Source organism: Buttiauxella gaviniae, assembly GCF_040786275.1.
In the GTDB taxonomy this organism is placed as follows: domain Bacteria; phylum Pseudomonadota; class Gammaproteobacteria; order Enterobacterales; family Enterobacteriaceae; genus Buttiauxella; species Buttiauxella gaviniae_A.
Genome location: NZ_JBFMVT010000002.1, coordinates 2,444,556 through 2,469,744 on the forward strand (window position 1 = coordinate 2,444,556; position 25,189 = coordinate 2,469,744).

Here is a 25,189-nt window from a genome sequence, read left to right on the forward strand (position 1 = left end):
TCTCAGCCTTTCCACGGATGAATAACCACACCTTTCACAACACGGTTTACCGTGCCGCTGGCAGAAGGCGTATCAGGGGTAATGCCCGCTTTGATTGATTCGGTTAGGGCGAAGATCTGGGCATAGATCAGGAAGCAGAAAGCCTGCTCAACGTCGATAAAATCGCGGGAAGCGGGTAGCCAAATATGCGGCCCTTTTTCAACTTCCGCACAAGGTGAAGTGCAGATAGCCACCACGCGCAGGGCTTGTTGATCTCGATACAGTTCTGCCAGTAAATCGAGATCGTACTGACGGGTGTAGGGATCGCTTGAAACCATGACGACAACTAACGTTTCGTTATTCACCAGCGATTTTGGGCCGTGGCGGAATCCGGTGGGTGAGTCATAAAATGCAGCCAGTTTTCCTGCCGTTAGCTCCAGCACTTTTAGGGCGGATTCACGCGCCACCCCCTGTAAACCACCGCTGCCGAGATAAACCACTCGTTTAAACGGTAGATCGCCAAACACGCTTTCGTTGAACTCTCCTTGCGCAGCAATGATTTGCTCACAGCGGTTAGCAACATCCTGGAAAGTGGAACTGTTGATGACATCCGGTGCAAACACGGCGAGGCAGCTTGCCATCATGGTGGTGATGCTGCTGGTCATTGCGAAACCGCGATCGTGAGTTTCTGGCGGCATTAGCAGCGCCAGAGCATTACCGCTTGTTGCTGCGTTCTGATACAGACTGCCAGCTTCATTGCAGGTAATTATCAGGTGATAGCACTCTTGCACGACCTGATTGACGAGGTCTACAGCGGCAACGCTTTCCGGGCTGTTGCCGGAGCGGGCAAAAGAGACCAGTAATGTGGGCTCTTCCTGGATTAAGTAATCCAGCGGATTGGTCACAAGGTCGGTGGTCGGTACGGCAACAAAGTTTTTCCCGGTGTGGCGCGATAGCCACGGCGTAATAATATCGCCAATAAATGCTGAGGTTCCTGCACCCGTCAGGATAATTTTTAGTGAGGTGTTTTGCAGCAAGGGCTCAAGGAAGGCGTCGATGCCACTACGTTGATTACCGATATTTTTTAACGATCGGATCCAGCTTTCTGGCTGTTGGCGGATCTCTTTTTCAGTCCAAGTCGATGTGCCGGAAAGACAGGCAGATTGGGTTTCGCTCATAACTCAGTCCTTAGCAGTGCAAGATCATCGGAAGTAGCACAAAGCCATACTGGATAATCTTTCGTTTTGTTTCATTTACTCAACTTTATGCTTAAATAAAATCTATAGAAAAGAAAACGAAAGGTCAATGTAAGAAAGGAAATAAAACGAAAAGTGTGATCAAGAAAACGATCGTTTTGTTTTAATTAATTGATTCAGATAATGATTTATAAGTTAAAAATAACCAGCGTGAAATAAATCGAAAGGAAAAGAAAGTTCCGCCGTGCAAGCACGGCAGAAAAAAGTGAGGAGCAACGAAAGTACTACAAAGGGAGACTCTGACCACTAATCCAGATATTTTGCAGCCTGAGCTGTGAGTTAAGTGCGATGGTGTTGGCGTGTTTGCCCACGGCGAGTGAGCCTAAACAATGGCCTAACCCGAGCATTTTGGCCGGATGCAGTGAAGCCATATGAATCGCGTCCTCGGCGGAAATGCCGACGTTATGCACCATATTTCGCACCGCTGCATCAAGGGTAAGAGTGCTTCCGGCAAGCCCGCCGCTTTCGGTACGTACGATCCCGTTTTGCATCCTGACCGGATGCCCGCAAATCGAATAAACCCCGTCAGCCATGCCCGCCGCGCTCATAGCGTCCGTTATCAGTAAAATGCGCGATTTCGCACAGCGGCAGCTGATATTCATCACCGTAGGGTGAACGTGATGCCCATCGGCAATCAGTTCCAGCCATGCGCGTTCATCCGTTAAACCTGCGCCGACCATTCCCGGATTACGGTGATGCAGCCCCGTCATACCGTTAAAGCAATGCACCAGCCCGTCTGCTCCGGCATTAAATGCCTGGATGGTTTCTTCATAGCTGGCGGCACTATGGCCGAGCATGACGCGTATGCCACGGCTTTTAAGATGCTTAATGGTGCTCAGCGCTGCGGGTTTTTCTGGTGCGAGCGCCACAACGCGCAACGTGTTTTGCGATATTTCTATCAGCCTGTCCAGCTCGGCAATATCCAGATTGCGGAACAGCTCGGGCGGGTGCGCACCTTTGTTCTGCGGCGTAAAATAGGGCCCTTCCAGATAGCAGCCTAACACGGTGGCACCCGGTCCACCGTGGTAAGAGCGCTGCGCAATTCTGCCTAACGCACGTTCGATATCAGGCAGCGGCGCTGTGACCGTGGTGGGCAACCAGGCAGCCACACCTTCACGCGCTTTGTGTATTGCAATCCGGTCAAGGACGCCGGGGTCGTCATCCATAACATCAACCCCATCGCCGCCGTGAACATGAATATCAACGTAGGCGGGGCAAAGCAGATCAGCATCACGCGCCATCGTTCCCGCAGGAATAGGTTCAATGGCGACAATCGTCTCGTTATCAATACGTAACTGATGATCGTCTAGCCAGCCTTGTTCCGTGAGAACACGCCTGGCTCGCAGCAGCGTGGTCATATTCCTTCCTCGACCGCCTCTGCTTCGCGGTAGCGCCCCATTTCATCAACCAGACTGGTTAATCCACGATGGCCGCATTCCAGCGCCTGAAGGCGAAACTCTTTGCTGCTGAGCCCGTCACGTTCCAGAACCATTTCCAGCAATAATTGCAGGTTAATGCCGGTAATAACTTCGCGCCCAGGTTTCTGTAACGCCATGGTAGAAGCGACGCGGAACGGTGTGCCGCCGAGTAAATCCGTTAAAAAAACCAACCCATCACTTTCGTCTAATGTATTGATGGCTGCTTCAAACTGGGAAGTAAGCAGAGCTGTGGAAGACGTTTCAGGGAAATCAATCGCGATAAACTGCTCTTGCTCGCCAAGGATCTGTTTCATCGCTTTTTCCAGCCCGGTGGCAAAGCCACCGTGACCGCTAAGAATAATACTTAACATTTTGTTTTCTCTCGCTTACTGGCCATCACTTATAAGAAGTGAGCAAACTTCCCGACAACACCCAACACAACCGTGATACCGATAAGGCGCAGAGGGCTCCAGCCACGACGCACCAGCGCGTACATGCACAAGGTATAAACCAAGGGTAAGAAGGCTGGCATCAGTTTGTCGATAACGTCAGTTTGCAGTTTCACTACCGCATCGCCCGCGGTAATTTCAAGCGTAGTGGCCAGGCGAACGTAAGTGGCAACCAACGCCCCAATGACTGTCATCCCAACAATAGAAGCGGCATGGCCCACTTTGCGAGTGTTGGCTTTGATAAGCGGAATGGCTGCTACACCCATACGGTAAGCGTAGTGTGCAAGACCAAAACGCAGGCCGAGATGAACCACGTTAAATAGCACGATAAAGATCACCGCTCCGAGAATCGAACCCTGTAAGGCAAGGCTTGCCCCGATACCGCCGCAAATAGGCAGTAACGTCAGCCAGAACATGGCGTCGCCAATCCCCCCTAACGGCGCGCCGACGGCAATTTTCGTGCTCTGGATGCTATTCACATCCTGCTTTGAGCGCTCCATCGCCAGAATGATGCCGATAACGAAGGTCACGAGGAAAGGGTGGGTGTTGAAGAATCCCATATGGCCTTTCATGGCGCGAGCCAGGTCATTTTTATTGGTGTGGATCTTTTTCAAGGCGGGCAGTAAGCCATAAAGCCAGCCAGATGCCTGCATACGTTCATAGTTGAATGAGGCCTGTAACAGCATGGAACGCCATGCCACCCGGTTAATATCCTGCTTCGTCAGTTCCGCACCAATACGCTGATCTTCATAAATATTGTCATTTTTTTCGACCGCGGCGGTGTCCGTTACGTTGACGGTTTGCAGAGTCTGATCGTTAGATACCATCTTCAAATTCCTCTTGCTTCACGTGTGTGGGTTGCTGTGGTGCAGGGTCTTTGCGTAAGAAATCAATGAGCGCCATTGCGAGTGCCGCGGCGGCAATCGCCAGCACCGGGAGTTTCAGCCAGGCGGCAGCGACAAACCCGAGAATGAAATAGGGGATGTAGACGTTTTTCATCATGATTTTCAGCAACACGGCAAAACCAATGGCAGGCATAATGCCGCCAGCAACGCCGAGGCCGTCAATCAGACGAGCAGGAAGCATATCTATGGCTGTTTTTGCGTGTTCCGCGCCGAAATAAATAGGCAGGAATGCGCAAAGGAAATAGAAGATTCCGAGTGCCAGTAATGCCAGATAGTTCACCCGCTCAATGCCGTCGGTATCAGCATTGGCCGCCATTTTGTCGCAGCGCGCCATCACGCCTGACATGATGGAAAACAGGAAAGTAATCCCCATTTGTACCGCGACGGCAAACGGAACCGCTACGCCAACGGCCACTTCAGGTTTAACGCCGGTGGTAATCGCAAACGTGGTGCCGACAATGGTACCGATAATCACGTTGGGTGGCTGGGCTCCGGCCAGCGGGGCAAGGCCCATCCACACCAATTCCAGTGTGCCGCCCGTTAAAATCCCGGTGTGGAGGTCGCCAAGAATCAAACCAACCAGCGGCCCTAACACCACCGGACGGTGCATATGCGTCAGGCCGTTGAACATATCCAGGCCCGCAATAAAGGCCAGAATACCCAACGCCAGTGCCTGTAATAAGCTAATTTCCATAGAAAATACCTCAGAGGAGTTTGTAGAGATCCTGAGCGGATTCCGTCGGCACACCCTGAACAAAACATTCCACTCCGGCTTTTTGCAGGCCATTAAAAGCGGCAATATCCTGGTCATCTACAGAGACGGTTTTCGCTATTTGTTGTTTACCTTCTGCGTAGTGCATGTTGCCGACGTTAATCCGTGAAACCGGCACATCACCTTTTACTAACGTCAGAAAATCACTCGGGTTTTTGCACACCAGCAGGATTTTCTGGCGGTCGGCTGCGCGGTGAATATTGTCGATAACTTTTTGCAGCGACCAGAACCGAACGGCGATCCCTTCCGCCAGAACCATCTCCATTAAGTTTTGCTGAACCGGATCTTCGGCGACTTCATCGTTGGCAACGAGCACGAGATTTGCGCCAGCAAAGCCGACCCATTGAACGCCAACCTGGCCGTGGATCAATCGTTCATCAATGCGGCTTAATACAATGTTTGGCATATTTTTTCCTTTTTTATCATTGTGTTAATTGGATGTTTGTGTGCCCAGACAGGCAGAATGGTACTGGCGCAACACGTCCTGGATATGGTCGATAATCAGTTCGTGTGGTGTTGCCACGATTTTTCCTTCACGGACTCTGGCGTATTGCAGAGGCAGATACTGACTGATCAATGGCAAAGGAATAGATTCATTAGCCAGATTAGTGACGAGCCGTGAATATGCTTCGTCAATTTCACGATCCGGCCAGTAATAGCGAACGCGATCGGAGTAGCTATATCCGCGTGCCAGACGGCGGTCGCTGTCGTTGCCGTGATAATGGTGTTTCCAGTATTCAGGATGCTCGAGCATGACGCTTTCCAATACTTCTCTTAGCCCGGAACATTTGTGTGCGGGACGTAACTCGCGCTCAACAGCGGCCAGTGAAAATAGCGTTTCGCGTAAGGCAAAGGTGAGTGCCGGGCCAACTTTCAAAATAGCGAAGTGGTTTTGCACCAGTTGCTGCAACGCCTGTGGCGTCTGGTAATCAGTGGAGTGCGCTTCAAACACCATGGTGTCAAACGCATCGATCATTTTGCTCAGGTCATGAGATTTTTCAGGTTGATAATCAATAACCTGAGTGTGGTCAAACTCAACCCCTGGCTGAACGACCAGCCCAATAATGCGCGGCCACAAGTCGCTTAAACCTTGCAATTCAAAAGCATGGCGATGGGCCTCAAGCGTCATTTTTGCCGCCTGTGGCGTGGTAACGGCAAGCTCCGCCAGCGTTTCATGCGCACCGCCTGGAACGGGAACTTCGGTGCCAATAACGTAAACCAGGTCGGACGTTCCAAATTTTTCACAGCAGGTTTGTTCTGCGATTTTTGCCAGGCGTGCGGCACGCATAGCGACGATGACGTCGGTTAACGGAACCGGGTCATCAGCGCAGGACATGCTGCAATCGAGGTGAATCTTTTTGAATCCCGCTGCGACATAGCAACGAATCAGCTCATCTGCATTGCGCATCGCCTCTTCAGCGGGCAGAGATTGCCAACGATTTGGCCCAAGATGATCACCACCCAGAATCAACTGCTCGCGTGGGAAGGCGAAGTTGTCTGCCATTTGCTCGACAAAACCACGGAAGTCTTGCGGCGTCATCCCGGTGTAGCCGCCATGCTGGTCAACCTGGTTGGATGTCGCTTCTATTAATAAGAGAGATTTTGCTTCTCTTGCATGGCGCATTGCCGCTTCGAGAACCAACGGGTGAGCAGAACAAACGGCAAAAATGCCACATCGTGAATCCTGTTTATGGTCGGCCACAAACGCGGTTAAATGTTTCACTTTCCTCTCCGTGTGGGTTGGGTGTCAATTTGTCTTTCGATTTGTTTCATTTAATAGTGGTGTATCGTGCGATAAAAACAAAACGAAAGATAATAGAATTGCGATCTGTTTCGCAAAAGAAACATAATGAAAGGCTATTTGACACGGTGACAGAGAATGAAGCACGCGATGTAAAGGCTTGCTTTCCGCGAAAAGAAAGGTGTTAATAGGCAAAGTGAAATGAAACGAAAGGTTTTATGAAAGGATCTATTATGAGCAATACCGACGCAGCAACGGACAAGCGTGTAACAGGTACAAGCGAAAGACGCGAGCAAATCATTCAGCGCCTTCGCCAACAAGGAAGTGTGCAGGTTAATGATCTCTCATCATTTTTTGGAGTTTCCACGGTAACGATCCGTAACGATCTCGCTTTCCTGGAAAAGCAGGGCGTTGCGGTGCGCGCCTACGGCGGAGCATTAGTTTGCGATTCACTTACGGCCCAGGTTGAACCGACCGTTGAAGATAAAAGTTCGCTGAATACCTCATTGAAACGCAGCATTGCACGGGTTGCGGCGGATCTGATCAAACCCGGTCATCGCGTGATCCTCGACTCCGGTACCACAACTTATGAAATTGCGCGCCATATGCGCAACCATAAAGAGGTGATAGCCATGACCAACGGCATGAACGTGGCGAACGCGTTGCTGGAAGCTGAAGGGGTGGAATTGCTGATGACCGGCGGGCATTTGCGCCGCCAGTCGCTCTCATTTTATGGCGATCAGGCCGATCAATCCCTGCAAAATTATCACTTCGATATGCTATTTCTTGGCGTAGATGCCATCGATCTTGAGCGCGGTGTCAGTACCCACAACGAAGATGAGGCGCGTCTTAACCGCCGGATGTGTGAAGTGGCAGAACGCATTATTGTGGTGACGGATTCCAGTAAGTTTAACCGCTCCAGCCTGCATAAAATTATTGATACCCAAAGGATTCATATGGTTATCACCGATGCGGGTATCCCCGCTGAAAGCCTGAATGGATTGCGTAAAGGTGGGATTGAAGTGGTGCTGGTGGGTGAAAGTTAAACATTAAAGCGGTGGATGGCGCTCGCGCTTATCCACCACAATTTTTGTCTACGTCCGTGACAACTTATACCCCCGCAGGCGACTCACGCTGAGAATAATCGCTAATACCGTGGCGATAACCGCCATCCAGAGGCTTAAATGCACGGCGCTGCTCTGCGCATAAATCGACATCATCACGCCAACGAACGCGGCGCCCAGGCATTGCCCAAAGGTGCGCATGATTGCCAGCACGCCGGATGCGTAGCCGCTGTTTTCCCGCGATGCGTTCGACAACATCTCTCTGTTATTCGGGCTTTGAAAGCAGCCAAAACCGATGCCGCACAGCAAGCTGCGCAGGCAAATATCCCAGGCGTGCGCCTGTTCCGGCAGGATTGCCAGCAGTGCCAGTCCTGTGGCGAAAATGCACAATCCAACGGTTGAAATGATCGCGGCGGAATAGCGGTCGGCGAGGCGTCCGGCATGCGGTGCAGCAAGAATAATACCTATCGGCCACGGGGTGAAAAGCAACGCTGAAACCAGTGCGCTGTAACCGTATACGCTCTGAAAAAGAAACGGTAATGCGATGAAGGTAATTCCCTGGCTGACAAACGAGGCCAGCGACGTGAGCGCTGCCAGCGAAAACCGTGACGAGGCAAAGATGTCGAGAGGAAGCAGCGGTTTCGTCACTCGCCGCTGAACCCAGACGAAAGCCATGCCTGTGATGATGGCGGCGCTGGCGTAAATCACCGCCATTGTCATTTCACCGTTGCCGGGATGGGTAAAGGCGTCCGCAGCCATAATCAGTGCGCCTAAGGCGACGGCGGATAACACGGCTCCTGCAAAATCAAACGGTTCCCGTTTTAACGCCGGGTTGTCAGGGATAACGCGTAGGGTCAGGATCACCGCAATAATGCCCAGCGGAATGTTAATCGCAAACAGCCATTGCCAGCTCATTGTCGAGAGGATCGTTCCGCCAAGAATTGGTGCGATAGCGGTGCTTGAACCTATCAGCAATGCGTTCAGGCCAAGTATTCGCCCCAGCAGGCGGTTGGGGAAAACCGAGCGCAGGATTGCCGGGCCAATGCTTAACGTGGCGGCACCGCCAATACCCTGCAGTACGCGCATAATAATGAGCATTTCCAGCGATGATGAAAGCGCGCAGCCAACGGAGGCCAGTGTGAAAACAGTGAGGCCGAAGGTGAAAATGGAGCGAAAGCCGATGCGGCTGGAAAGCGCGGCGAATATCGCAAGTGTCATCGCCGCCGATAACAGATAACCGTTGGAAACCCAGACGGTGGCACCCAGTGATGCATCAAGCGATCGGGCGATTTGCGGCAAGGCGATGTTGATCATTGAGCCGTCAAATACGGCCATTGTCGTCATTGTCATGACGGCTGCCATCGCTAAACCGCGTTCGCGGCCGGGTAATCCTTCATCGCCTGGCTGGTTGGTAAAAAGTGCCATGGGTTAAAACTCTTTATCGCTGGTGGGTGGCGGAAATATAGCGGGGCGGGAGACAGGGCGGAAGACGCAGCATTTGCATTAATAACCTGCACCAAACGCCTTCTCTCATTCTAAAGAGCAGGCTACTATGCCGTATGACTGAACCCGATCTGAACTTACTCATCGCCCTTGATGTGCTTCTTGCGGAAGGAAGTGTGGCTGGCGCTGCGCGTCGTCTGGGGTTAAGCGCTTCGGCGATGAGCCGGACGCTGAGCCGCCTGCGTGCGACGGTTGGCGATCCGCTATTAGTGCGGGCAGGGCGCAATATGGTGCTGACGCCTTACGCGGAAGAAATCCGTGAGCGCGCGCAAAACGCCGCCTTTGAAGCGCGGGCCATTCTTCGCCCTCCTTCAAATTCCCTGAATCTTGCAACACTTGAGCGCCATTTCACGCTGCGAACAAACGCCGGGTTTATTGAGATTTTTGGTGCGGCGTTGATTGATGCCGTTGCCGCTGTCGCGCCTTTGGTGCAACTGCGTTTTATGCCAAAACCTGAGAAAACCGCGAAATATTTGCGCGAAGGTCTGATCGATCTTGAAGTGGGCGTGCTCGGGGAAATGGGGCCGGAAATACGCTTAACCGCGCTCTATCGGGACAGATTTGTCGGGGTAGTCAGAAAAGGCCATCCGCTGGAGCAAGAGGGGGAAATGACTCCCGAGAAATACGCTGCGTCAGGGCATGTAGTAGTTTCGCGCCATGAAAGAGGCACAGGCCCGGTGGATGTATTGCTGGCAGAACTGAATTTAACCCGCAAGATTGCGGCGATGGTTCCGGGTTTTCCCGCGGCTTTGGCGGTGGCTCAGGCGTCAGATTTAGTGGCGCTGGTGCCGGAGACTTTTTTGTTAAACCAGCCGGGTTTGTATGGCAATCCAGGTGAAGCGAGAGTACATATCTTCGATCTTCCTGTGAAAACCAAAGAAATTACGATCTCTTTGATGTGGCACCCGCGCTCGGAAGTTGACCCGGCACATCGCTGGTTACGGCAGCTGGTGATGAGCGTTTGCCGTGAGCGAGTGCCGGGGTAAGCTTGATTGTTCTCACTGACCCCACCCCAGCCCTCCCCTTACCAGGGAAGGGAGCAAAAGGAGTCTTTAGCTCCTCCCCCTGGAAAGGGGGAGGCTGGGTGGGGGTCATTTAAGCAAAAACCTTTCGCTTAAAGTTCTTGCACGTCTTTCTAAGATTTTAAACGAATCAGGTCACCGGAGCCGGGTTAAACACCGCCAGGGCGTTGTGCAGGCCCCACTGATCCGAGAAGGTTTTCTTGCGTCCGCTCGCGACATCCAGAATAAATTTAAATAACTCCAGGCCGACATCTTCAATAGTTGCTTCGCCCGTGGCGATAGTGCCAGCGTTGATGTCCATTAAGTCATACCAGCGGTTTGCCAGTGCGGTGCGGGTTGCCATTTTAATCACCGGAACCGCTAACAATCCGTATGGCGTACCGCGCCCGGTAGTAAATACCTGAACCGTAATGCCCGATGCCACCTGCTGTGTACCGCAGACGAAATCGCTGGCCGGCGTGGCGGCGAAAATCAGGCCGCGTTTGGTTGGCCGCTGGCCAGGGGAAAGTACTTCCACAATCGCGCTTTTGCCTGATTTGGCTATCGAACCGAGGGCTTTTTCCACCACGTTTGCCAGACCGCCTTTTTTGTTGCCTGGGGATGGGTTGGCGCTGCGGTCTGTTTTGCCCATATCGAGATAGTTATCGTACCATTCCATCTCTTCAAGCAGACGTTTTCCCACCTCTTCGTTGATGGCGCGCGGCGTTAACAGATGGATGGCGTCACGCACTTCGGTGACTTCAGAGAACATCACCGTTGCGCCACAGCGCACCAGCAGGTCAGACGCGTAGCCCACGGCCGGGTTCGCCGTCACGCCTGAGAACGCATCGCTTCCGCCGCACTGCATCCCCACCACCAGTTCAGAAGCCGGGCAGGTTTCACGCTGACGCTGATTAAGTTTCGCCAGATGGTGCTCGGCGACGGTAAGAATGTCATCGACCATCGACTTAAAGCCGACGTGGTGTTCGTCTTGCAGGCGAACAATGCTGGCGTTACCGACGCTAATTGCCTGAACGTCGTCGGTGCCTTCCAGCAGGCGCTCTGGCTGTAACTTCTCACAGCCCAGGCCAATCACCATAATCTCGCCGCCAAAGTTTGGGTTCAGCGAAATGTTATGGATAGTGCGAATGGGGATGACAGCCGCAGGCGCGTTGATCGCCACGCCGCAACCGTAGAGGTGATTCAGGCCCACCACGCCGTCGACGTTCGGGTAGCGCGGGAGCAATTCGCGTTCGATAATTTTGATGACGTAATCGACTACGCCTGCGACGCAATGCACGCTGGTGGTGATGCCGAGCAAGTTTTTCGTGCCAACGCTGCCGTCTGCGTTGCGATAACCCTCGAAGGTATAACCTTCCAGAGGCGGTAATGGCTCTGGCACTTTCGTGGCTAATGGCAGGGTGTTGAGCGGAGGCGCTTTTGGCAATTCCACTAAGGATTCGTCAATCCAGCTTCCGCGCGGAATATCACGCACCGCATAACCAATAACTTCGCCATATCGGATTATTTCGCCATGGGCAGGAATATCCACCAGTGCGGCTTTGTGGCCTTGTGGAATGTGCTCGATCAGTTCAAGCCCGTCCGGGAATCGGGTGCCAGCCTTCAGGCCATTGTCATTAACAATAATAGCGACGTTATCTATTTCATGAACTTTTATATAGAACGACCCTGGCGGCTGCTGTTTTATTTCTATGTTTGACATTATCACTATTCTCCAGACATTACCTGAATGCGAAATAATTAATTTTCTTATCGTGATTACTCACAAGCTAAATAAAGAATGTCAGGCCGCAGAGAATAAAAATGTGATGACGATCACTTTATATTATGACGCTTTATCCATTGGGGTGGGTAATGCATGGAATTGTGCAACAGCCCCCACAAAGATGGGCATAAGTTTAACTATTTGTAATTTTATACGCTATCAATTGTGCATATGCCTAATGTCCATTCCCCTGGTGCTGGCTATACTGTGTTGCGAATGACAAACACCAGGTTAATTTATTATTCCGAAAATATATTCGAGAATATTTCCTTATATAAATAAAAATCCTTGCATTAAGTACCCGCAACAGAGGATGTAGAAAAATGATTTTGGATACAGCTGTTGAGTCAAAAAAAGGTAATCACACCCGATATTTAATATTATTGATTATCTTTATTGTAACGACCATTAACTACGCGGACCGCGCTACGCTCTCTATTGCAGGTACTGAAGTTGCGAAAGAATTGCAGCTCAGTGCAATCTCAATGGGCTATATTTTTTCGGCATTTGGTTGGGCTTACCTGCTGATGCAAATCCCCGGCGGCTGGTTACTTGACCGCTACGGCTCCAAGAAAGTTTATACGTACAGCTTGTTCTTCTGGTCGCTGTTTACGTTCATGCAGGGGTTTGTCGATATGATACCGCTGGCATACGCCGGTATCTCCATGTTCTTTATGCGTTTTATGCTCGGCTTCTCTGAAGCGCCTTCATTCCCGGCAAACGCCCGCATTGTTGCGGCCTGGTTCCCAACGAAAGAACGCGGGACTGCATCGGCTATTTTTAACTCCGCACAATATTTCTCGCTGGCGCTGTTCTCACCTTTGCTCGGCTGGCTGACCTTCGCCTGGGGCTGGGAACATGTGTTTACCGTGATGGGCGGCATCGGTTTTGTGCTGACCTTCCTGTGGGTGAAATTTATCCATAACCCGACTGACCACCCTCGTATGTCTCAGGAGGAGCTGGATTACATCACTAAAGGTGGCGCGGTGGTGGATATGGACCACAAAAAGCCGGGCGTCGTCGTCGAAGGGCCAAAACTGCATTACATCAAACAATTGCTGACTAACCGTATGATGCTGGGCGTGTTCTTTGGTCAGTACTTTATCAACACCATCACCTGGTTCTTCCTGACCTGGTTCCCGATTTACCTGGTGCAAGATAAAGGCATGTCGATTCTGAAAGTGGGGATGGTTGCCTCTATTCCGGCACTGTGCGGTTTTGCCGGGGGTGTGTTAGGTGGCGTGTTCTCAGATTCGTTAATCAAACGCGGTTACTCGCTGACCGTTGCCCGTAAAGTACCGATTGTTCTCGGGATGCTGCTGGCTTCAACCATCATTCTTTGTAACTACACCGATAGCACGGCGCTGGTCGTCACGCTGATGGCGTTCGCTTTCTTCGGCAAAGGTTTTGGTGCTCTTGGCTGGCCGGTTATCGCTGACACCGCGCCAAAAGAGATGGTCGGTCTGTGCGGCGCAGTATTTAACGTGTTCGGTAACGTCGCTTCAATCGTAACGCCCCTGGTGATTGGCTACCTGGTCAGCGAACTTCACTCCTTCAATGCAGCACTGATTTTTGTGGGCTGCTCTGCGCTGGCAGCGATGGTTTGTTATCTGTTCGTAGTGGGTGACATTAAACGTATGGAATTGCAGAAGTAAGCAACGACAAAATTAAGGTAAAGCTCATGAATAGCAACGTTTTCCCAAATAAATTCAAAGCAGCACTGGCAGCACATCAAACGCAAATCGGTTGCTGGTCTGCATTAGCAAATCCTATCAGCACCGAAGTGCTGGGCCTGGCCGGTTTCGACTGGATTGTGCTGGATGGCGAACATGCGCCAAATGACATTACCACGTTCATTCCGCAACTGATGGCGCTGACCGGCAGCCATAGCGCGCCGGTGGTACGTGCCCCTACCAACGACCCGGTGGTGATTAAGCGTTTGCTGGATATTGGTTTCTATAACTTCCTGATCCCGTTTGTTGAGACTCAGGAAGAAGCGGCCCTGGCGGTCTCTTCAACCCGCTATCCGCCGGAAGGTATTCGCGGTGTGTCGGTTTCGCACCGCAGTAACGGCTACGGCACCGTGGTGGATTATTTTAAGCAGGTGAATCAGAACATCACGATTCTGGTGCAAATCGAAAGCCAGGAAGGCGTTGATAACCTGGATGCGATTGCCGCAACGGACGGCGTGGACGGGATTTTTGTCGGCCCTGGTGATTTATCTGCGGCATTGGGCCACCTCGGTAACCCGTCGCATCCTGAAGTACAAAGCGCAATCCAACATATTTTTGCCCGTGCAAAAGCACACGGTAAGCCGTCAGGCATTCTGGCTCCCGCTGAAGCCGACGCCAGGCGTTACCTGGAATGGGGCGCAACATTCGTCGCCGTCGGCAGTGATTTAGGTATTTTCCGTGCGGCGACTCAGAAGCTGTGCGACCAGTTTAAAAAATAACTTCCACCCGTAAATAACGAGAGAGATTAACGCTATGACACTGAAAGTTGGGTTTATTGGCCTGGGCATCATGGGCAAACCAATGAGTAAAAACCTCATCAAAGCCGGTTATTCACTGGTGGTTGCCGACCGTAATGCAGAGGCGATTGCTGACGTTATCGCGGCGGGCGCTGAAACGGCGACAACGCCAAAAGCGATTGCCGAGCAATGTGATGTGATTATTACCATGCTGCCAAATTCGCCACACGTAAAAGAAGTGGCGCTGGGCGAAAACGGCATTATTGAAGGGGCGAAACCGGGTACCGTGGTTATCGACATGAGTTCCATTGCACCGCTGGCGAGCCGTGAAATCAGCGAAGCATTGAAGGCCAAAGGCATCGATATGCTGGATGCGCCGGTCAGCGGTGGCGAGCCAAAAGCGATTGAAGGCACACTGTCGGTGATGGTCGGTGGCGATAAAGCAATTTTCGATAAGTATTACGACCTGATGAAAGCGATGGCGGGTTCCGTGGTGCATACCGGCGATATTGGCGCGGGTAACGTCACCAAACTGGCAAATCAGGTGATTGTGGCGCTGAACATCGCGGCGATGTCTGAAGCGCTGGTGCTGGCGACCAAAGCGGGCGTTAACCCGGAATTAGTCTTCCAGGCTATTCGCGGTGGCCTTGCGGGCAGCACGGTGCTGGAAGCGAAAGCGCCGATGGTCATGGACCGTAACTTCAAGCCCGGTTTCCGCATCGATCTACACATTAAAGATCTGGCGAACGCGCTGGATACTTCCCACGGTGTTGGCGCGCAACTGCCGCTGACGGCGGCGGTTATGGAGATGATGCAGGCGCTGCGTGCCGATGGCCATGGTAACGACGATCACAGCGCAATCGCGTGCTACTACGAAAAACTGGCGAAAGTAGAAGTCAGTAAATAAAAGAGATGGGCATCTTTACGACTCTGTGCGATGCCCGGTTTTTCTCGAACTTTTTGGCATGGACACATTATGAAAATCGTAATCGCACCCGACTCTTATAAAGAAAGCCTCTCAGCGGTTGATGTGGCGAAGGCTATTGAAAAAGGATTTCGCGAAATATTTCCTGATGCGGAATATATATCAGTCCCGGTTGCAGATGGCGGGGAGGGGACGGTCGATGCCATGATCAGTGCCACGCAGGGCAAGAAAATCACCACGACGGTGACCGGGCCGCTGGGCGAGCCGGTGACGGCATGTTGGGGAATGTCCGGCGATGGCAAAACCGCGTTTATTGAAATGGCCGAAGCCAGTGGGCTTGCGCTGGTGCCAACCGAGAACCGTAACCCTCTTATTACCACTTCGCACGGCACCGGAGAGTTGATTTTGCGCGCTCTGGATAACGGTGCGCGCAATATTATTATCGGCATCGGCGGGAGTGCGACTAACGATGGCGGTGCGGGGATGGTGCAGGCGCTGGGCGCAAAACTGTGCGACGCAACGGGCAAAGAAATCAGCCACGGCGGCGGCAGTTTAATGGGCCTGAACACCATCGATATTTCCCAGCTTGATAGCCGTTTGGCGGGCTGTGTGATTAACGTGGCCTGCGATGTGACAAATCCCTTAATTGGCGAGAACGGGGCATCACGTATTTTTGGGCCGCAAAAAGGTGCCGACGAAGCGATGATTGTTGAGCTGGATGCTAATCTTGCTCATTTTGCCGATGTGATTAAAAAGGACTTACACATCGATGTGAAGAATGCAGAAGGCGCGGGAGCGGCAGGCGGTATGGGGGCGGCATTAATGGCGTTCCTCGGCGCCGAACTGCGCAGCGGCGTGGAAATTGTGACGGAAGCGCTGCATCTGGAAGAACATATTCATGACTGTTCGCTGGTGGTGACCGGTGAAGGGCGCATGGATAGCCAAAGTATTCGCGGCAAAGTGCCGGTGGGCGTGGCGGCGGTCGCGAAAAAGTACCGTAAACCGGTGATCGGTATTGCCGGGTCGCTCACGCGTGATGTTGAAGTTGTTCATCAATATGGTATCGATGCGGTATTTAGCGTGCTTAATAGTGTGGGCACGCTGGAAGAGGCGCTGAAAAATGCGTTTGAAAATATTTACCGCGCGTCGCGCAATATTGCCGCGATGGTGGCGATCGGGATGAATACTCCATCTTAGATTCCCCTAAATAATTCAAGTTATGGGAAGGCGTGACAGGGGCGTGTAAACCCTTTATACTCCGCGCCGAAGCTGACCAGACAGTCGCCGCTTCGTCGTCGTCCTTCTTCGGAAGGAGACAGGCGGAGGGGAGGAAAGTCCGGGCTCCATAGGGCAGGGTGCCAGGTAACGCCTGGGGGGGTAACCCACGACCAGTGCAACAGAGAGCAAACCGCCGATGGCCCGCGCAAGCGGGATCAGGTAAGGGTGAAAGGGTGCGGTAAGAGCGCACCGCGCGGCTGGTAACAGTCCGTGGCACGGTAAACTCCACCCGGAGCAAGGCCAAATAGGGGTTCACAAGGTACGGCCCGTACTGAACCCGGGTAGGCTGCTTGAGCCAGTGAGCGATTGCTGGCCTAGATGAATGACTGTCCACGACAGAACCCGGCTTATCGGTCAGCTTCAACCATTCAGGAACGCCCCGCACAGTGCAAACTGCGCGGGGCGTTTTGCTATGTGCGGAAGCCACCTTCCTCCTTGCCTGGTGGAGGAGTTGGGTTGAGGGCGAACTCTTGTCATAATAAAACTCCACCCGTTGCCGGATCGCCCCGCTATGATCAAATCCCTGTATATCGACAACTACCGCTCAGTGCGCAAACTCTCCATCGATCTGGAACGATTAAATGTGGTTTTCGGCCCCAACGGCTGCGGGAAATCCAATATCTACAAAGCGATCCACTTGATCCACGGTGCGGCAGCGGGGCAGCTTTCCCACTGGCTGTCTGACGAAGGTGGGATCCAGAAGGTGATGTGGGCGGGGGATCGCGCTCGCGGGTATGCCAGCGCGCCGCGCCGCATGACTTTAGCCGTTGAAACCGATGATTTTGAGTATGAATTGCAGGTAGGCTTTCCGGACAAACTTCCGTACCCAACCATGTTCGATCTCGATCCTATCGTTAAAGAAGAGCAGATCTGGCTGAGTGGTTTTCGCCGTCGCCCTTCGTCTTCCATTATGCATCGCCGCAACCAGGCGGTTTTTCTCAACGATGTTAACGGCGAAAAAGTTACGCATGCCGCCACGCTTTACGAAAATGAATCGTTGTTTGGTCAGCTTGGCGAGCCTCATCTTTATCCGGAAGTTTCCAGCGCGCGTGAAACGCTGCGCAACTGGCGCTTTTATCACGAATTTGATATCTCAAAAGGGGCTGGGTTACGTTTGCCGCAGGTGGGTTATCGCTCGCCGGTGCTGGCAGGGGATGGGCTTAATTTAGCCGCGGCTTTCCAGACGATTGTGGAAATTGGTGATAGCGAACTGTTGTTTGCAGTGCTGGATGAGGCGTTCCCGGAGTGCTTGTTCTTCTGCGATAACAGCAACGGGCGCTTTCAGATGATGATGCACCGCCAGGGCATTAATCGCCCGCTGGAGTCGGCTGAGTTTTCTGACGGAACGCTGCGTTTCCTGTGCCTGACAGTGGCGCTACTCAGCCCGCGCCCGCCACATTTTATTGCGCTAAATGAACCAGAGAACAGCCTGCATCCGCAAATGCTGCCTGCGCTGGCGCGGCTGATTGCCGAGGCGAGCCGTTATACGCAAATCTGGTTAACCAGCCATTCGCCTGAGTTGGCGACCCTTATTGAAAGATATACGCCGTTTACGCTCTATCAACTGGCCATTGAAAATGGTGAGACGCGGGTAAATCGGCTTTCCTGAAAGTCCCCGGCGCTAACCGGGGCGAGGGATTAGAGAGTGCCTTCTTCTTCAGCCAGACGAACATCTGCTTCAATGACAATTGCTTCGAGCTCGGTGAGCATTTCGTCATAACTCAGTTCAGCCTGCTCGTGGGTTGCTGTTACGGTAGCCTGCGCGGCTTTTTTCTCGCGGTGTTTTGCTATTGATTTCTTACTCACTAATGACTCCCATTTGTCTGTTTTTGACACTGGTCAGACCGGTAAATCTATCAGCAATGCACGCAATGGGGTATCTGCAACCAGCGTAATGTTAGCTTCGTCACGGATAAAAGCGCCGTCTCCGCAGGTAAGCCCTTCTTTTTCCTCGGTAGAAGTGACAGCGTGCACCGTACCGTGGATCGACTGCAAATAGGCGCGTGGGCCGTGCAACTGGAAACTCACCTGCTGCCCTTTCTCCAGTTCAATCTGGTGGATCCAAACCTGTTGGCGCAGTTGCAGGCTCTCTTTGCTGCCATCGGGAGAGGCCAGCAGTTGATGCACCCCATCGGTAAGCGTGATTTTTTGCACCAGCGGGTTTTCACGCTCCGGGCAGGCATCAAGCCACAGTTGCATCCGCGTCAGAGAATGCTCTTTGCTGAGGTTATGCTCGCTGTAACTCAGCCCAGGTTGCGTGGAAAGCAGCAGCGCTTCGCCCGCTTTCGCCTGGACATGATTACCTTCGCTGTCGCGGTATTCCGCTTCGCCTTCCAGAATCAGATTAAGAATATCGACATTGGGATAGGTGCGCGGCTGAAATGATGCACCTGGCGCTAACACTTCCTGGTTGAGTACGCGCAATGAGGCATAGCCCAGCAATTTCGGGTCGAAGTAGTGACCGAAGGAAAAGGTATAGCGGGCCTGGAGCCAACCATAGTCCGCTTTCCCGCATTGTTTGGCAGTTCTTGGCGTAATCATAATTTCTTGACCTCTTTTTACACTAAGCCCATGGTAAAACTCTGGACGCTGTATTGTTAGCCAGTTAATCTGCTTGGTATGTTCAAATTTACTGAATGAGAACGAGATGGCTAAAGAGAGAGCATTGACGCTGGAAGCGTTGCGGGTAATGGACGCGATTGACCGACGTGGGAGTTTCGCCGCTGCTGCTGATGAGCTTGGGCGCGTGCCTTCGGCACTGAGTTACACGATGCAGAAGCTTGAAGAAGAGCTGGATGTCGTGTTGTTTGACCGCTCAGGCCATCGTACAAAATTTACTAACGTTGGGCGGATGCTGCTGGAGCGAGGGCGAGTTTTGCTCGAAGCGGCTGACAAACTTACCACCGATGCCGAAGCGTTGGCTCGCGGTTGGGAAACGCATCTCACCATCGTGACGGAAGCGCTGGTACCGTCGGCCAGACTCTATCCACTGGTGGGGAAACTGGCTGAAAAAGCGGATACGCAGTTATCGATTATTACCGAGGTTTTGGCCGGTTCGTGGGAAAGCCTGGAGCAGGGGCGTGCCGATATTGTGATTGCGCCGGATATGCACTTCCGTTCTTCCTCTGAAATTAACTCCCGTAAACTGTATAAGATTTTGAGCGTGTATGTCGCCGCCCCGGATCACCCGATCCATAGCGAACCTGAACCGCTTTCAGAAATGACGCGCGTGAAATATCGCGGCATTGCCGTGGCGGATACCGCGCGTGAACGCCCGGCCCTGACGGTACGGCTGCTGGATAAACAGCCGCGTTTGACGGTGAGTAGCATGGAAGACAAACGCCAGGCGTTGCTGGCAGGGTTGGGCGTGGCGACTATGCCTTATCCGCTGGTCGAGCAGGATATTGCTGAAGGGCGGTTACGCGTGGTGAGCCCCGAATACACCAACGAAATTGACATTATTATGGCGTGGCGGCGCGATAGCATGGGCGAGGCAAAGGCCTGGTGTCTGCGGGAAATCCCGAAATTGTTGAAATAAAACGTAGGTGTAGTGGGCGGGTAAGTTGACTTACCCGCCGCAATTAATCATTCGCTAACGAATTGCGCATCCAGACTTTTTGGGTCGGGGCCGTACTCATTTTCACCTGGCGTGCCGCGCTGGCAGTTAAACGCCAGAATAATCAGCCAACCCACCAGCGGAATTAACAGCAGTAACAGCCACCAGGCTGAACGATCGGTATCGTGCAGGCGGCGGAACTGTACGGCCCAATAAGGTAAGAAGATGAGCACGCCGTAAATTGTCGTGAGCAGACCTTCGTCCTTTGCAATCCTGAGCCCTAACATTTTGTCCAGAATGGTGAGTACCGCCGTCAGAACCAGGTTTACCAGGATGAACATCCAGAACTCTTTGCGGCGAGCCCGCCCGCTAAAGCCAACATAATTTCTTAATACTTTGAAATACCAATCCATTTGTAGCCTGCCTTGAGTAGTCATCAATCGCTTGATCTGTAAGCGATCTATTTCAAGAATAGCTGCGATTGGATTTTACGTAAATCATCGCTTTAATGAATTTTCTCAACCTTGATTAAACCGTTCATCGCGCCCGTGGGGCTCGTTTAAATCCTGTGCCGGGCCAATAGAAATAACCCCGGTTGGGTTAATGGTTTTGTGGCTGCGGTAATAGTGATTGCGGATATGCGCAAAATCGACGGTTTCTGCAATGCCTGGCATCTGGTAAATATCACGCAGGAATCCGTACAAATTGAGGTAATCGCTAATGCGGTGTTTGTCGCATTTAAAGTGGGTGACATAGACCGGATCAAAACGCACCAGAGTAGTCCAAAGGCGTATATCGGCTTCGGTAAGTTGGTCGCCGGTTAAATAACGGTGCTGACCAAGAATTTGCTCAACGCGAGTCAGCCCTTCAAACACTTTTTCAACGGCTTCATCATAGGCTTCTTGAGAGGTGGCAAAACCTGCTTTATAGACGCCGTTATTAATGGAGTCGTAAATCCAGCTATTGAGATCGTCAATTTTGCTGCGCAATTGCGGCGGATAATAATCCCCGGCGCGTGCTCCTTTCGCATCAAATGCGGTATTTAACATGCGAATGATTTCAGCCGATTCGTTACTGACGATAGTCTGGGTTTTCTTGTCCCACAGAACCGGGACGGTAACGCGACCCGTGTAATCGGGATCGGCTTGTAAATAGAGTTGATAGAGATATTCGTGCTGATACAAACCGTCGCCGGTGGCGTTCGGGAAGTCATCATCAAATGTCCAGCCATCTTGCAACATCAGCGGGTTAACCACCGAAACGGAGATGAAAGACTCTAGTCCTTTTAAGACGCGCATAATTAAAGTGCGATGTGCCCACGGGCAGGCGAGGGAAACATACAAATGATAGCGATCTTTCTCAGCGGCAAAGCCACCTTTCCCGTTTGGGCCGGGTTCGCCATCGGCAGTCAGCCAGTTGCGAAACGCTGACTCTGAACGTTTGAAACTGCCACCGGTAGATTTGGTGTCGTACCAGACATCATGCCAGACGCCGTCAATTAGCTGTCCCATGTTTCATTCCTCTTGTTGTGCCTTTAAAAACAAAAAAGCGAAGGGGTTAACCTTCGCTTTTATCAATTCTCAGTATAGAACTGTTACCACTTTTTATTCAGCGCTCGGTCGATGCTGTATGCGCCCGGCCCGAAGATAGCCAGCAACAGATAACCACCGGCTATGGTGAAGTTCTTCATAAACATGATGGAGTTCGGGCCCTGAGAGAAATCACTGTGGAACAGGAATGCGGTCAGCAGCGTAAATACTGCGGTGATAATAGCCGTAGTGCGGGTTAAGAAACCGAACAGAATGGCCAGACCGCCGCCAAATTCAAGCAGGATGGTCAGTGGCAACAGGAACCCTGGGACGCCCATTGCTTCCATATATTGTTGCGTGCCAGCATAACCTGTGATTTTGCCCCAGCCTGCAACGATGAACAGTATTGGCATCAGGATACGCGCTAACAGTACTCCAGCATCATCTAATTTTTTCATTTTACTCTCCAGTCAATCTTATATGGGTACTATTGGCCCAGGGATGTTTGTCTTTGCAATTTCCGGTTGTTACCGTTAGCTGCGGTTGATGGAGAGGATAATAGACGTGCCGTTAACAGATTGTTAGCAAGGAAAACTGTCAATGTTTTTCAAATATCTTGAGCATGATGGGTAGAGAAAGCAGAAATAAAAACGCCGCCTAAATCAGGCGGCGTTGAAAATTAACGCGATTGCTGTTGTATCGTGTTGCGAATGAGTCGCCAGGCGCTCCAGGCTCCAAATCCGCGTTTGGCCCAGCGCATCAGGAAACTAGGATGGCGCACCGTCCAGATAGCCATTACGCTGCTGGCGATTAACGCATAGCTGCGAAAGCTCAGTAGGGTGTTCCAGCCTCGATCGTATGCACCTGTCGCTTCAAGCCAGTCACGCCTGCTCGCACTTAAATCCAGCCGCTGCTGTTGAATTTGGCTGAGTAAAAATGCTTTGCGCTTCTCGCGCTCGCGGTCACTCATGGCTTGTCATCTTCAAGCAACGCACGATCGTTTTCTAGCTCGCGCCGCGTATGACGTAACAACGTGGATTGGCGCGACTTACGTAGCGTCCAGATCCCGCCGATTAACGCTAACGCCAGCAGTACCACGGTCGTCGCAATCATGGCGTTCAAACGATACTGTGGATCAACGGCCCAGATAACCAGCACCATCAGACTCATCAAGCCGAATGCTGCAAACAGCATGGTTAATCCAAGCATCAACAGTAGCTGGACGAGATGCGCTTTCTCTTCTTCCAGCTCCACCACAGCAAGGCGTACGCGTGTTTCCACCATCCCAACGATGATGGTGACAAGACGCTGACCGATGCCGAGGACGCCTTTGCCTGGCCCTTGAGGTTGATGGGATTCAGGCATAATTAACGACGCGTCATCAGAACACCGAGCACAACGCCAATCGCTGCACCAATACCGACGCCAGTCCATGGATTTTCACGAACATAATCATCGGCTTTTGATGCTGCTTCTCGAGTTTGCTTGGCAATAATATCCCCGGTGTCACCCAGGCGTACGCGGCTTTCTTTCAGGGCTTTTTCAGCCTTCCCGCGCAGCTTTTCGAGTTCGGATTTCGATTTGTCCGTCGATGCACTCAGCACCTCTTCAAGGGTATCTGCCAGGGATTTCAACTCAGCGCGCAAATGTTCTGATGTAGTATCTTTTGACATGGTTCTCTCCAGGTGTTTGAGGTTAGTCCTTAATACCCTTCATACGTAGAATCGCAGGTATTTGGGGCAGTCTTAGTAATCACGGGCCTGCAAGGTCTTCAGCTCATGTTCAGCTTCAGACAATTTTTGTTCCCGTTTTGAAATTTTATCCGCGTCGCCTTTCTCGCGAGCTTCTTTCAAATCGGCTTTACGTTCGGTGATTTCAGCTTTCTGCTCGTTGATTTTCTTCTGGTGCGCCGCGCGTAAGCTGCTGTCGGTGCAATTGGCGCGCACTTCTTTCAACGCTTTGTTCAGCCCATCAACGCGGCTTTTATTCTGGTGTTTCTCCGCATAGCCAATTTCTCGCTGGATATCCTGCTCTTTTTCACTGCAAAGCGAGTTCGCATGAGCGGCAGAAGTCAGGGATAACAAGGCGATAGCCAATACGGTACGATAGTTCATGATAAAAACCTTCCATTGTGAATGTACGTTTAGCCGCAGGGTTAAGCACACATTAAATCCAGAAATTATTTGAAAATGATGATTTGTAGCGATTTAAGTAAAAACAAGCATAGTCAGAAATTGAGTAAAAACCCAATTTCCATTAACAAATTAGGATTTCTGGAAAGAGTTAACCGATGCGGATATTTTCGTTAAGCACACGCGTAAGCCAGGTGCTGGCGCTGTCATTATCCTCTTGTTGAGCGATGACATAGCCATGCGGCAGCGTTTTGTATAACACCGCTTTAGCGGCTTCACTTTGCGCGTTCGAATCAAATTTGATCAGTAAGGAGTTGTTTTCAGGGGTAATGCTTTTGAAGCGAATGCCGTTGGCATCGAGGTGATGCCACACGGAAAAGCCGTCGGGCATACTGATACCCTGTTGGCTGGAGCGAATTTCTAAGGTTGATTCAGTCCGTTGCATGCCTGAAAACATCAGGATAGCCGCGACTATCAGTATGCCCACCAGCATCGTGGCCCGCAGGCCACGAAAAAAATGTGTTTTCATCTTATCCCTCTTAACTGCGGTTTCCGTATTTCTTACGCCAAAGCACAATCAACGAACCGATCAGGCCAATTACCAACAATACGACCGGTAACAGCATCAGGCAGGACATCAACGCATCTTCGTATTTCAGGAACACCGGCGTTTTGCCCAGTAGGTATCCAAGTGTTGTGAGAATCAGCACCCACAGTAGGCCGCTCATCCAGTTGAAGAACTGGAAGCGTGCATTGTTCAGACCCGATAAACCGGCAATAGTTGGCAAGAGGGTACGAACAAAAGCAATGAAGCGACCAATCAACAGCGCAGACAGGCCATGTTTATGGAACAGGTTGTGCGCGCGTTGGTGATAATGGGCGGGCAGATGGGAAAGCCAGTTTTGCACAATTCGCGTATTGCCAAGCCAACGCCCTTGAATGTAACTGAGCCAACAGCCGAGGCTGGCTGCGGTAGTTAACAGAATGACAGTTTCCGGGAACCCCATAGCACCTTTAGCAATCAGTACGCCCACCAAAACTAACAGGCTATCGCCCGGCAGGAATGCCGCAGGCAACAGGCCATTTTCGAGAAATAAAATCATGAATAACACGAAGTAAAGCATGCCAATCATTCCTGGATTGGCGAGCGTTTCAAAATCCTGGCTCCAGAGAGCGTTCAACAATTGCGTGAAAAGTTCCATTCAGTGTTCCTGGCACATCGGTTAAGACCGCTGAACAACGTCAGCCTGGTAGCGCACGGCATGGTTTTGTTTGGTTATGAAGTTGCCGATTGCAATTCACAGCGTGAAACTCGTTCGTGCCACACTCCGTGTGAATACGAACGGAAGGTGAAAAGCAAAGCTAACACCGACAGTGAAATTGCATCTAATTGTAACAAAGCTCTGCCTAATGCGTCACAGTATT

The 25,189-nt window shown here is 51.7% G+C and carries 28 protein-coding genes and 1 other RNA gene; 9 read left to right on the forward strand and 20 right to left on the reverse strand.

The genetic code is table 11. The annotated features are described in order from the left end of the window. Window positions 1–2: 2 nt before the first annotated feature. From AB1E22_RS11950 to kbaZ, 7 genes are all read right to left on the reverse strand, one after another. Window positions 3–1,157, reverse strand: coding sequence for an SIS domain-containing protein (locus AB1E22_RS11950; RefSeq protein ID WP_367595526.1), 1,155 nt, complete (start codon window positions 1,155–1,157; stop codon window positions 3–5). A 302-nt stretch (window positions 1,158–1,459) separates the two neighbouring features. After that, the gene (nagA, locus tag AB1E22_RS11955; RefSeq protein WP_367595527.1) at window positions 1,460–2,593 is read right to left on the reverse strand and encodes an N-acetylglucosamine-6-phosphate deacetylase; all 1,134 of its coding nucleotides are present in this window, start codon (window positions 2,591–2,593) and stop codon (window positions 1,460–1,462) included. Beyond that, window positions 2,590–3,024, reverse strand: coding sequence for a PTS galactosamine/N-acetylgalactosamine transporter subunit IIA (agaF, locus tag AB1E22_RS11960; RefSeq protein ID WP_367595528.1), 435 nt, complete (start codon window positions 3,022–3,024; stop codon window positions 2,590–2,592). Before agaF ends, nagA begins: the two co-directional genes overlap by 4 nt. 29 nt (window positions 3,025–3,053) lie before the next feature. Next, window positions 3,054–3,929: a PTS N-acetylgalactosamine transporter subunit IID gene (agaE, locus tag AB1E22_RS11965; RefSeq protein WP_367595529.1), complete on the reverse strand. Its 876-nt coding sequence runs from the start codon at window positions 3,927–3,929 to the stop codon at window positions 3,054–3,056. Next, complete coding sequence (agaW, locus tag AB1E22_RS11970) at window positions 3,919–4,701, reverse strand: PTS N-acetylgalactosamine transporter subunit IIC (protein WP_367595530.1); 783 nt, start codon at window positions 4,699–4,701, stop codon at window positions 3,919–3,921. The genes agaE and agaW overlap by 11 nt, the downstream gene beginning before the upstream one ends. Window positions 4,702–4,711: 10 nt before the next feature. Then, a complete protein-coding gene (gene agaV, locus AB1E22_RS11975; RefSeq protein ID WP_367595531.1) occupies window positions 4,712–5,185 on the reverse strand; it encodes a PTS N-acetylgalactosamine transporter subunit IIB in 474 nt (157 codons plus the stop codon). 24 nt (window positions 5,186–5,209) lie between these two features. Continuing rightward, window positions 5,210–6,502 carry a tagatose-bisphosphate aldolase subunit KbaZ gene (gene kbaZ / locus AB1E22_RS11980; RefSeq protein WP_367595532.1) on the reverse strand — a complete coding sequence of 431 codons (1,293 nt, stop codon included), beginning with the start codon at window positions 6,500–6,502 and terminating at the stop codon, window positions 5,210–5,212. A 251-nt stretch (window positions 6,503–6,753) separates the two neighbouring features. Here kbaZ and AB1E22_RS11985 point away from each other — a divergent pair, with 251 nt between their 5' ends. Next, on the forward strand, window positions 6,754–7,566 hold the full coding sequence (locus tag AB1E22_RS11985; RefSeq protein ID WP_367595533.1) for a DeoR family transcriptional regulator: 813 nt from the start codon (window positions 6,754–6,756) through the stop codon (window positions 7,564–7,566). Window positions 7,567–7,614: 48 nt separating this feature from the next. Here AB1E22_RS11985 and AB1E22_RS11990 read toward each other — a convergent pair whose 3' ends face one another. After that, entirely contained in the window at window positions 7,615–9,009 is a 1,395-nt protein-coding gene (locus AB1E22_RS11990; RefSeq protein WP_367595534.1) for an MFS transporter, read from the reverse strand. A 134-nt stretch (window positions 9,010–9,143) separates the two neighbouring features. Between AB1E22_RS11990 and AB1E22_RS11995 the strand changes: the two genes are divergently transcribed. Further along, a complete protein-coding gene (locus AB1E22_RS11995) occupies window positions 9,144–10,073 on the forward strand; it encodes a LysR family transcriptional regulator (RefSeq protein WP_367595535.1) in 930 nt (309 codons plus the stop codon). 166 nt (window positions 10,074–10,239) lie between these two features. Here AB1E22_RS11995 and garD read toward each other — a convergent pair whose 3' ends face one another. Continuing rightward, window positions 10,240–11,811, reverse strand: a complete 1,572-nt coding sequence (gene garD, locus AB1E22_RS12000) for a galactarate dehydratase (protein ID WP_367595536.1) — start codon at window positions 11,809–11,811, stop codon at window positions 10,240–10,242. Between the two features lie 386 nt (window positions 11,812–12,197). Here garD and AB1E22_RS12005 point away from each other — a divergent pair, with 386 nt between their 5' ends. From AB1E22_RS12005 to AB1E22_RS12030, 6 genes are all read left to right on the forward strand, one after another. Next, window positions 12,198–13,529, forward strand: coding sequence for an MFS transporter (locus AB1E22_RS12005; protein WP_367595537.1), 1,332 nt, complete (start codon window positions 12,198–12,200; stop codon window positions 13,527–13,529). 26 nt (window positions 13,530–13,555) lie between these two features. Next, a complete protein-coding gene (gene garL, locus AB1E22_RS12010) occupies window positions 13,556–14,326 on the forward strand; it encodes a 2-dehydro-3-deoxyglucarate aldolase (protein ID WP_367595538.1) in 771 nt (256 codons plus the stop codon). Between the two features lie 34 nt (window positions 14,327–14,360). Continuing rightward, on the forward strand, window positions 14,361–15,251 hold the full coding sequence (garR, locus tag AB1E22_RS12015) for a 2-hydroxy-3-oxopropionate reductase (protein WP_367595539.1): 891 nt from the start codon (window positions 14,361–14,363) through the stop codon (window positions 15,249–15,251). 69 nt (window positions 15,252–15,320) lie between these two features. Further along, window positions 15,321–16,466, forward strand: a complete 1,146-nt coding sequence (garK, locus tag AB1E22_RS12020) for a glycerate 2-kinase (RefSeq protein ID WP_367595540.1) — start codon at window positions 15,321–15,323, stop codon at window positions 16,464–16,466. A 68-nt stretch (window positions 16,467–16,534) separates the two neighbouring features. After that, window positions 16,535–16,913, forward strand: an RNA gene (gene rnpB / locus AB1E22_RS12025) — RNase P RNA component class A. A gap of 145 nt (window positions 16,914–17,058) precedes the next feature. Continuing rightward, the gene (locus tag AB1E22_RS12030; protein WP_367595541.1) at window positions 17,059–18,156 is read left to right on the forward strand and encodes an AAA family ATPase; all 1,098 of its coding nucleotides are present in this window, start codon (window positions 17,059–17,061) and stop codon (window positions 18,154–18,156) included. A gap of 29 nt (window positions 18,157–18,185) precedes the next feature. On the opposite strand, the gene AB1E22_RS12035 is transcribed toward AB1E22_RS12030, so the two are convergent. Both AB1E22_RS12035 and AB1E22_RS12040 read right to left on the reverse strand, forming a co-directional pair. Beyond that, on the reverse strand, window positions 18,186–18,353 hold the full coding sequence (locus AB1E22_RS12035; protein ID WP_367595542.1) for a hypothetical protein: 168 nt from the start codon (window positions 18,351–18,353) through the stop codon (window positions 18,186–18,188). Between the two features lie 33 nt (window positions 18,354–18,386). Next, a complete protein-coding gene (locus tag AB1E22_RS12040; RefSeq protein WP_367595543.1) occupies window positions 18,387–19,088 on the reverse strand; it encodes a pirin family protein in 702 nt (233 codons plus the stop codon). A gap of 106 nt (window positions 19,089–19,194) precedes the next feature. On the opposite strand from AB1E22_RS12040, the gene AB1E22_RS12045 reads away from it, so the two are divergent. Next, on the forward strand, window positions 19,195–20,085 hold the full coding sequence (locus tag AB1E22_RS12045; protein ID WP_367595544.1) for a LysR family transcriptional regulator: 891 nt from the start codon (window positions 19,195–19,197) through the stop codon (window positions 20,083–20,085). A gap of 47 nt (window positions 20,086–20,132) precedes the next feature. On the opposite strand, the gene AB1E22_RS12050 is transcribed toward AB1E22_RS12045, so the two are convergent. The 9 genes from AB1E22_RS12050 to yqjA form a co-directional block, all read right to left on the reverse strand. Then, a complete protein-coding gene (locus AB1E22_RS12050; protein ID WP_367595545.1) occupies window positions 20,133–20,516 on the reverse strand; it encodes a DUF805 domain-containing protein in 384 nt (127 codons plus the stop codon). A 105-nt stretch (window positions 20,517–20,621) separates the two neighbouring features. After that, window positions 20,622–21,614, reverse strand: coding sequence for a glutathione S-transferase family protein (locus tag AB1E22_RS12055; protein WP_367595546.1), 993 nt, complete (start codon window positions 21,612–21,614; stop codon window positions 20,622–20,624). Window positions 21,615–21,697: 83 nt separating this feature from the next. Beyond that, the gene (locus AB1E22_RS12060; protein ID WP_367595547.1) at window positions 21,698–22,090 is read right to left on the reverse strand and encodes a DoxX family protein; all 393 of its coding nucleotides are present in this window, start codon (window positions 22,088–22,090) and stop codon (window positions 21,698–21,700) included. 221 nt (window positions 22,091–22,311) lie between these two features. Continuing rightward, complete coding sequence (locus AB1E22_RS12065) at window positions 22,312–22,602, reverse strand: YqjK-like family protein (RefSeq protein WP_367595548.1); 291 nt, start codon at window positions 22,600–22,602, stop codon at window positions 22,312–22,314. Beyond that, window positions 22,599–22,997: a phage holin family protein gene (locus AB1E22_RS12070; protein WP_367595549.1), complete on the reverse strand. Its 399-nt coding sequence runs from the start codon at window positions 22,995–22,997 to the stop codon at window positions 22,599–22,601. Before AB1E22_RS12070 ends, AB1E22_RS12065 begins: the two co-directional genes overlap by 4 nt. Before the next feature lie 2 nt (window positions 22,998–22,999). Next, entirely contained in the window at window positions 23,000–23,305 is a 306-nt protein-coding gene (locus AB1E22_RS12075; RefSeq protein ID WP_367595550.1) for a DUF883 family protein, read from the reverse strand. Window positions 23,306–23,377: 72 nt separating this feature from the next. Beyond that, window positions 23,378–23,746 (reverse strand): DUF1090 domain-containing protein, encoded by a 369-nt coding sequence (locus AB1E22_RS12080; protein WP_367595551.1) that lies wholly within the window; start codon window positions 23,744–23,746, stop codon window positions 23,378–23,380. A 169-nt stretch (window positions 23,747–23,915) separates the two neighbouring features. Continuing rightward, complete coding sequence (gene mzrA, locus AB1E22_RS12085; protein ID WP_367595552.1) at window positions 23,916–24,293, reverse strand: EnvZ/OmpR regulon moderator MzrA; 378 nt, start codon at window positions 24,291–24,293, stop codon at window positions 23,916–23,918. A 10-nt stretch (window positions 24,294–24,303) separates the two neighbouring features. Next, on the reverse strand, window positions 24,304–24,966 hold the full coding sequence (gene yqjA, locus AB1E22_RS12090) for a DedA family general envelope maintenance protein YqjA (protein WP_367595553.1): 663 nt from the start codon (window positions 24,964–24,966) through the stop codon (window positions 24,304–24,306). Window positions 24,967–25,189: the final 223 nt, after the last annotated feature.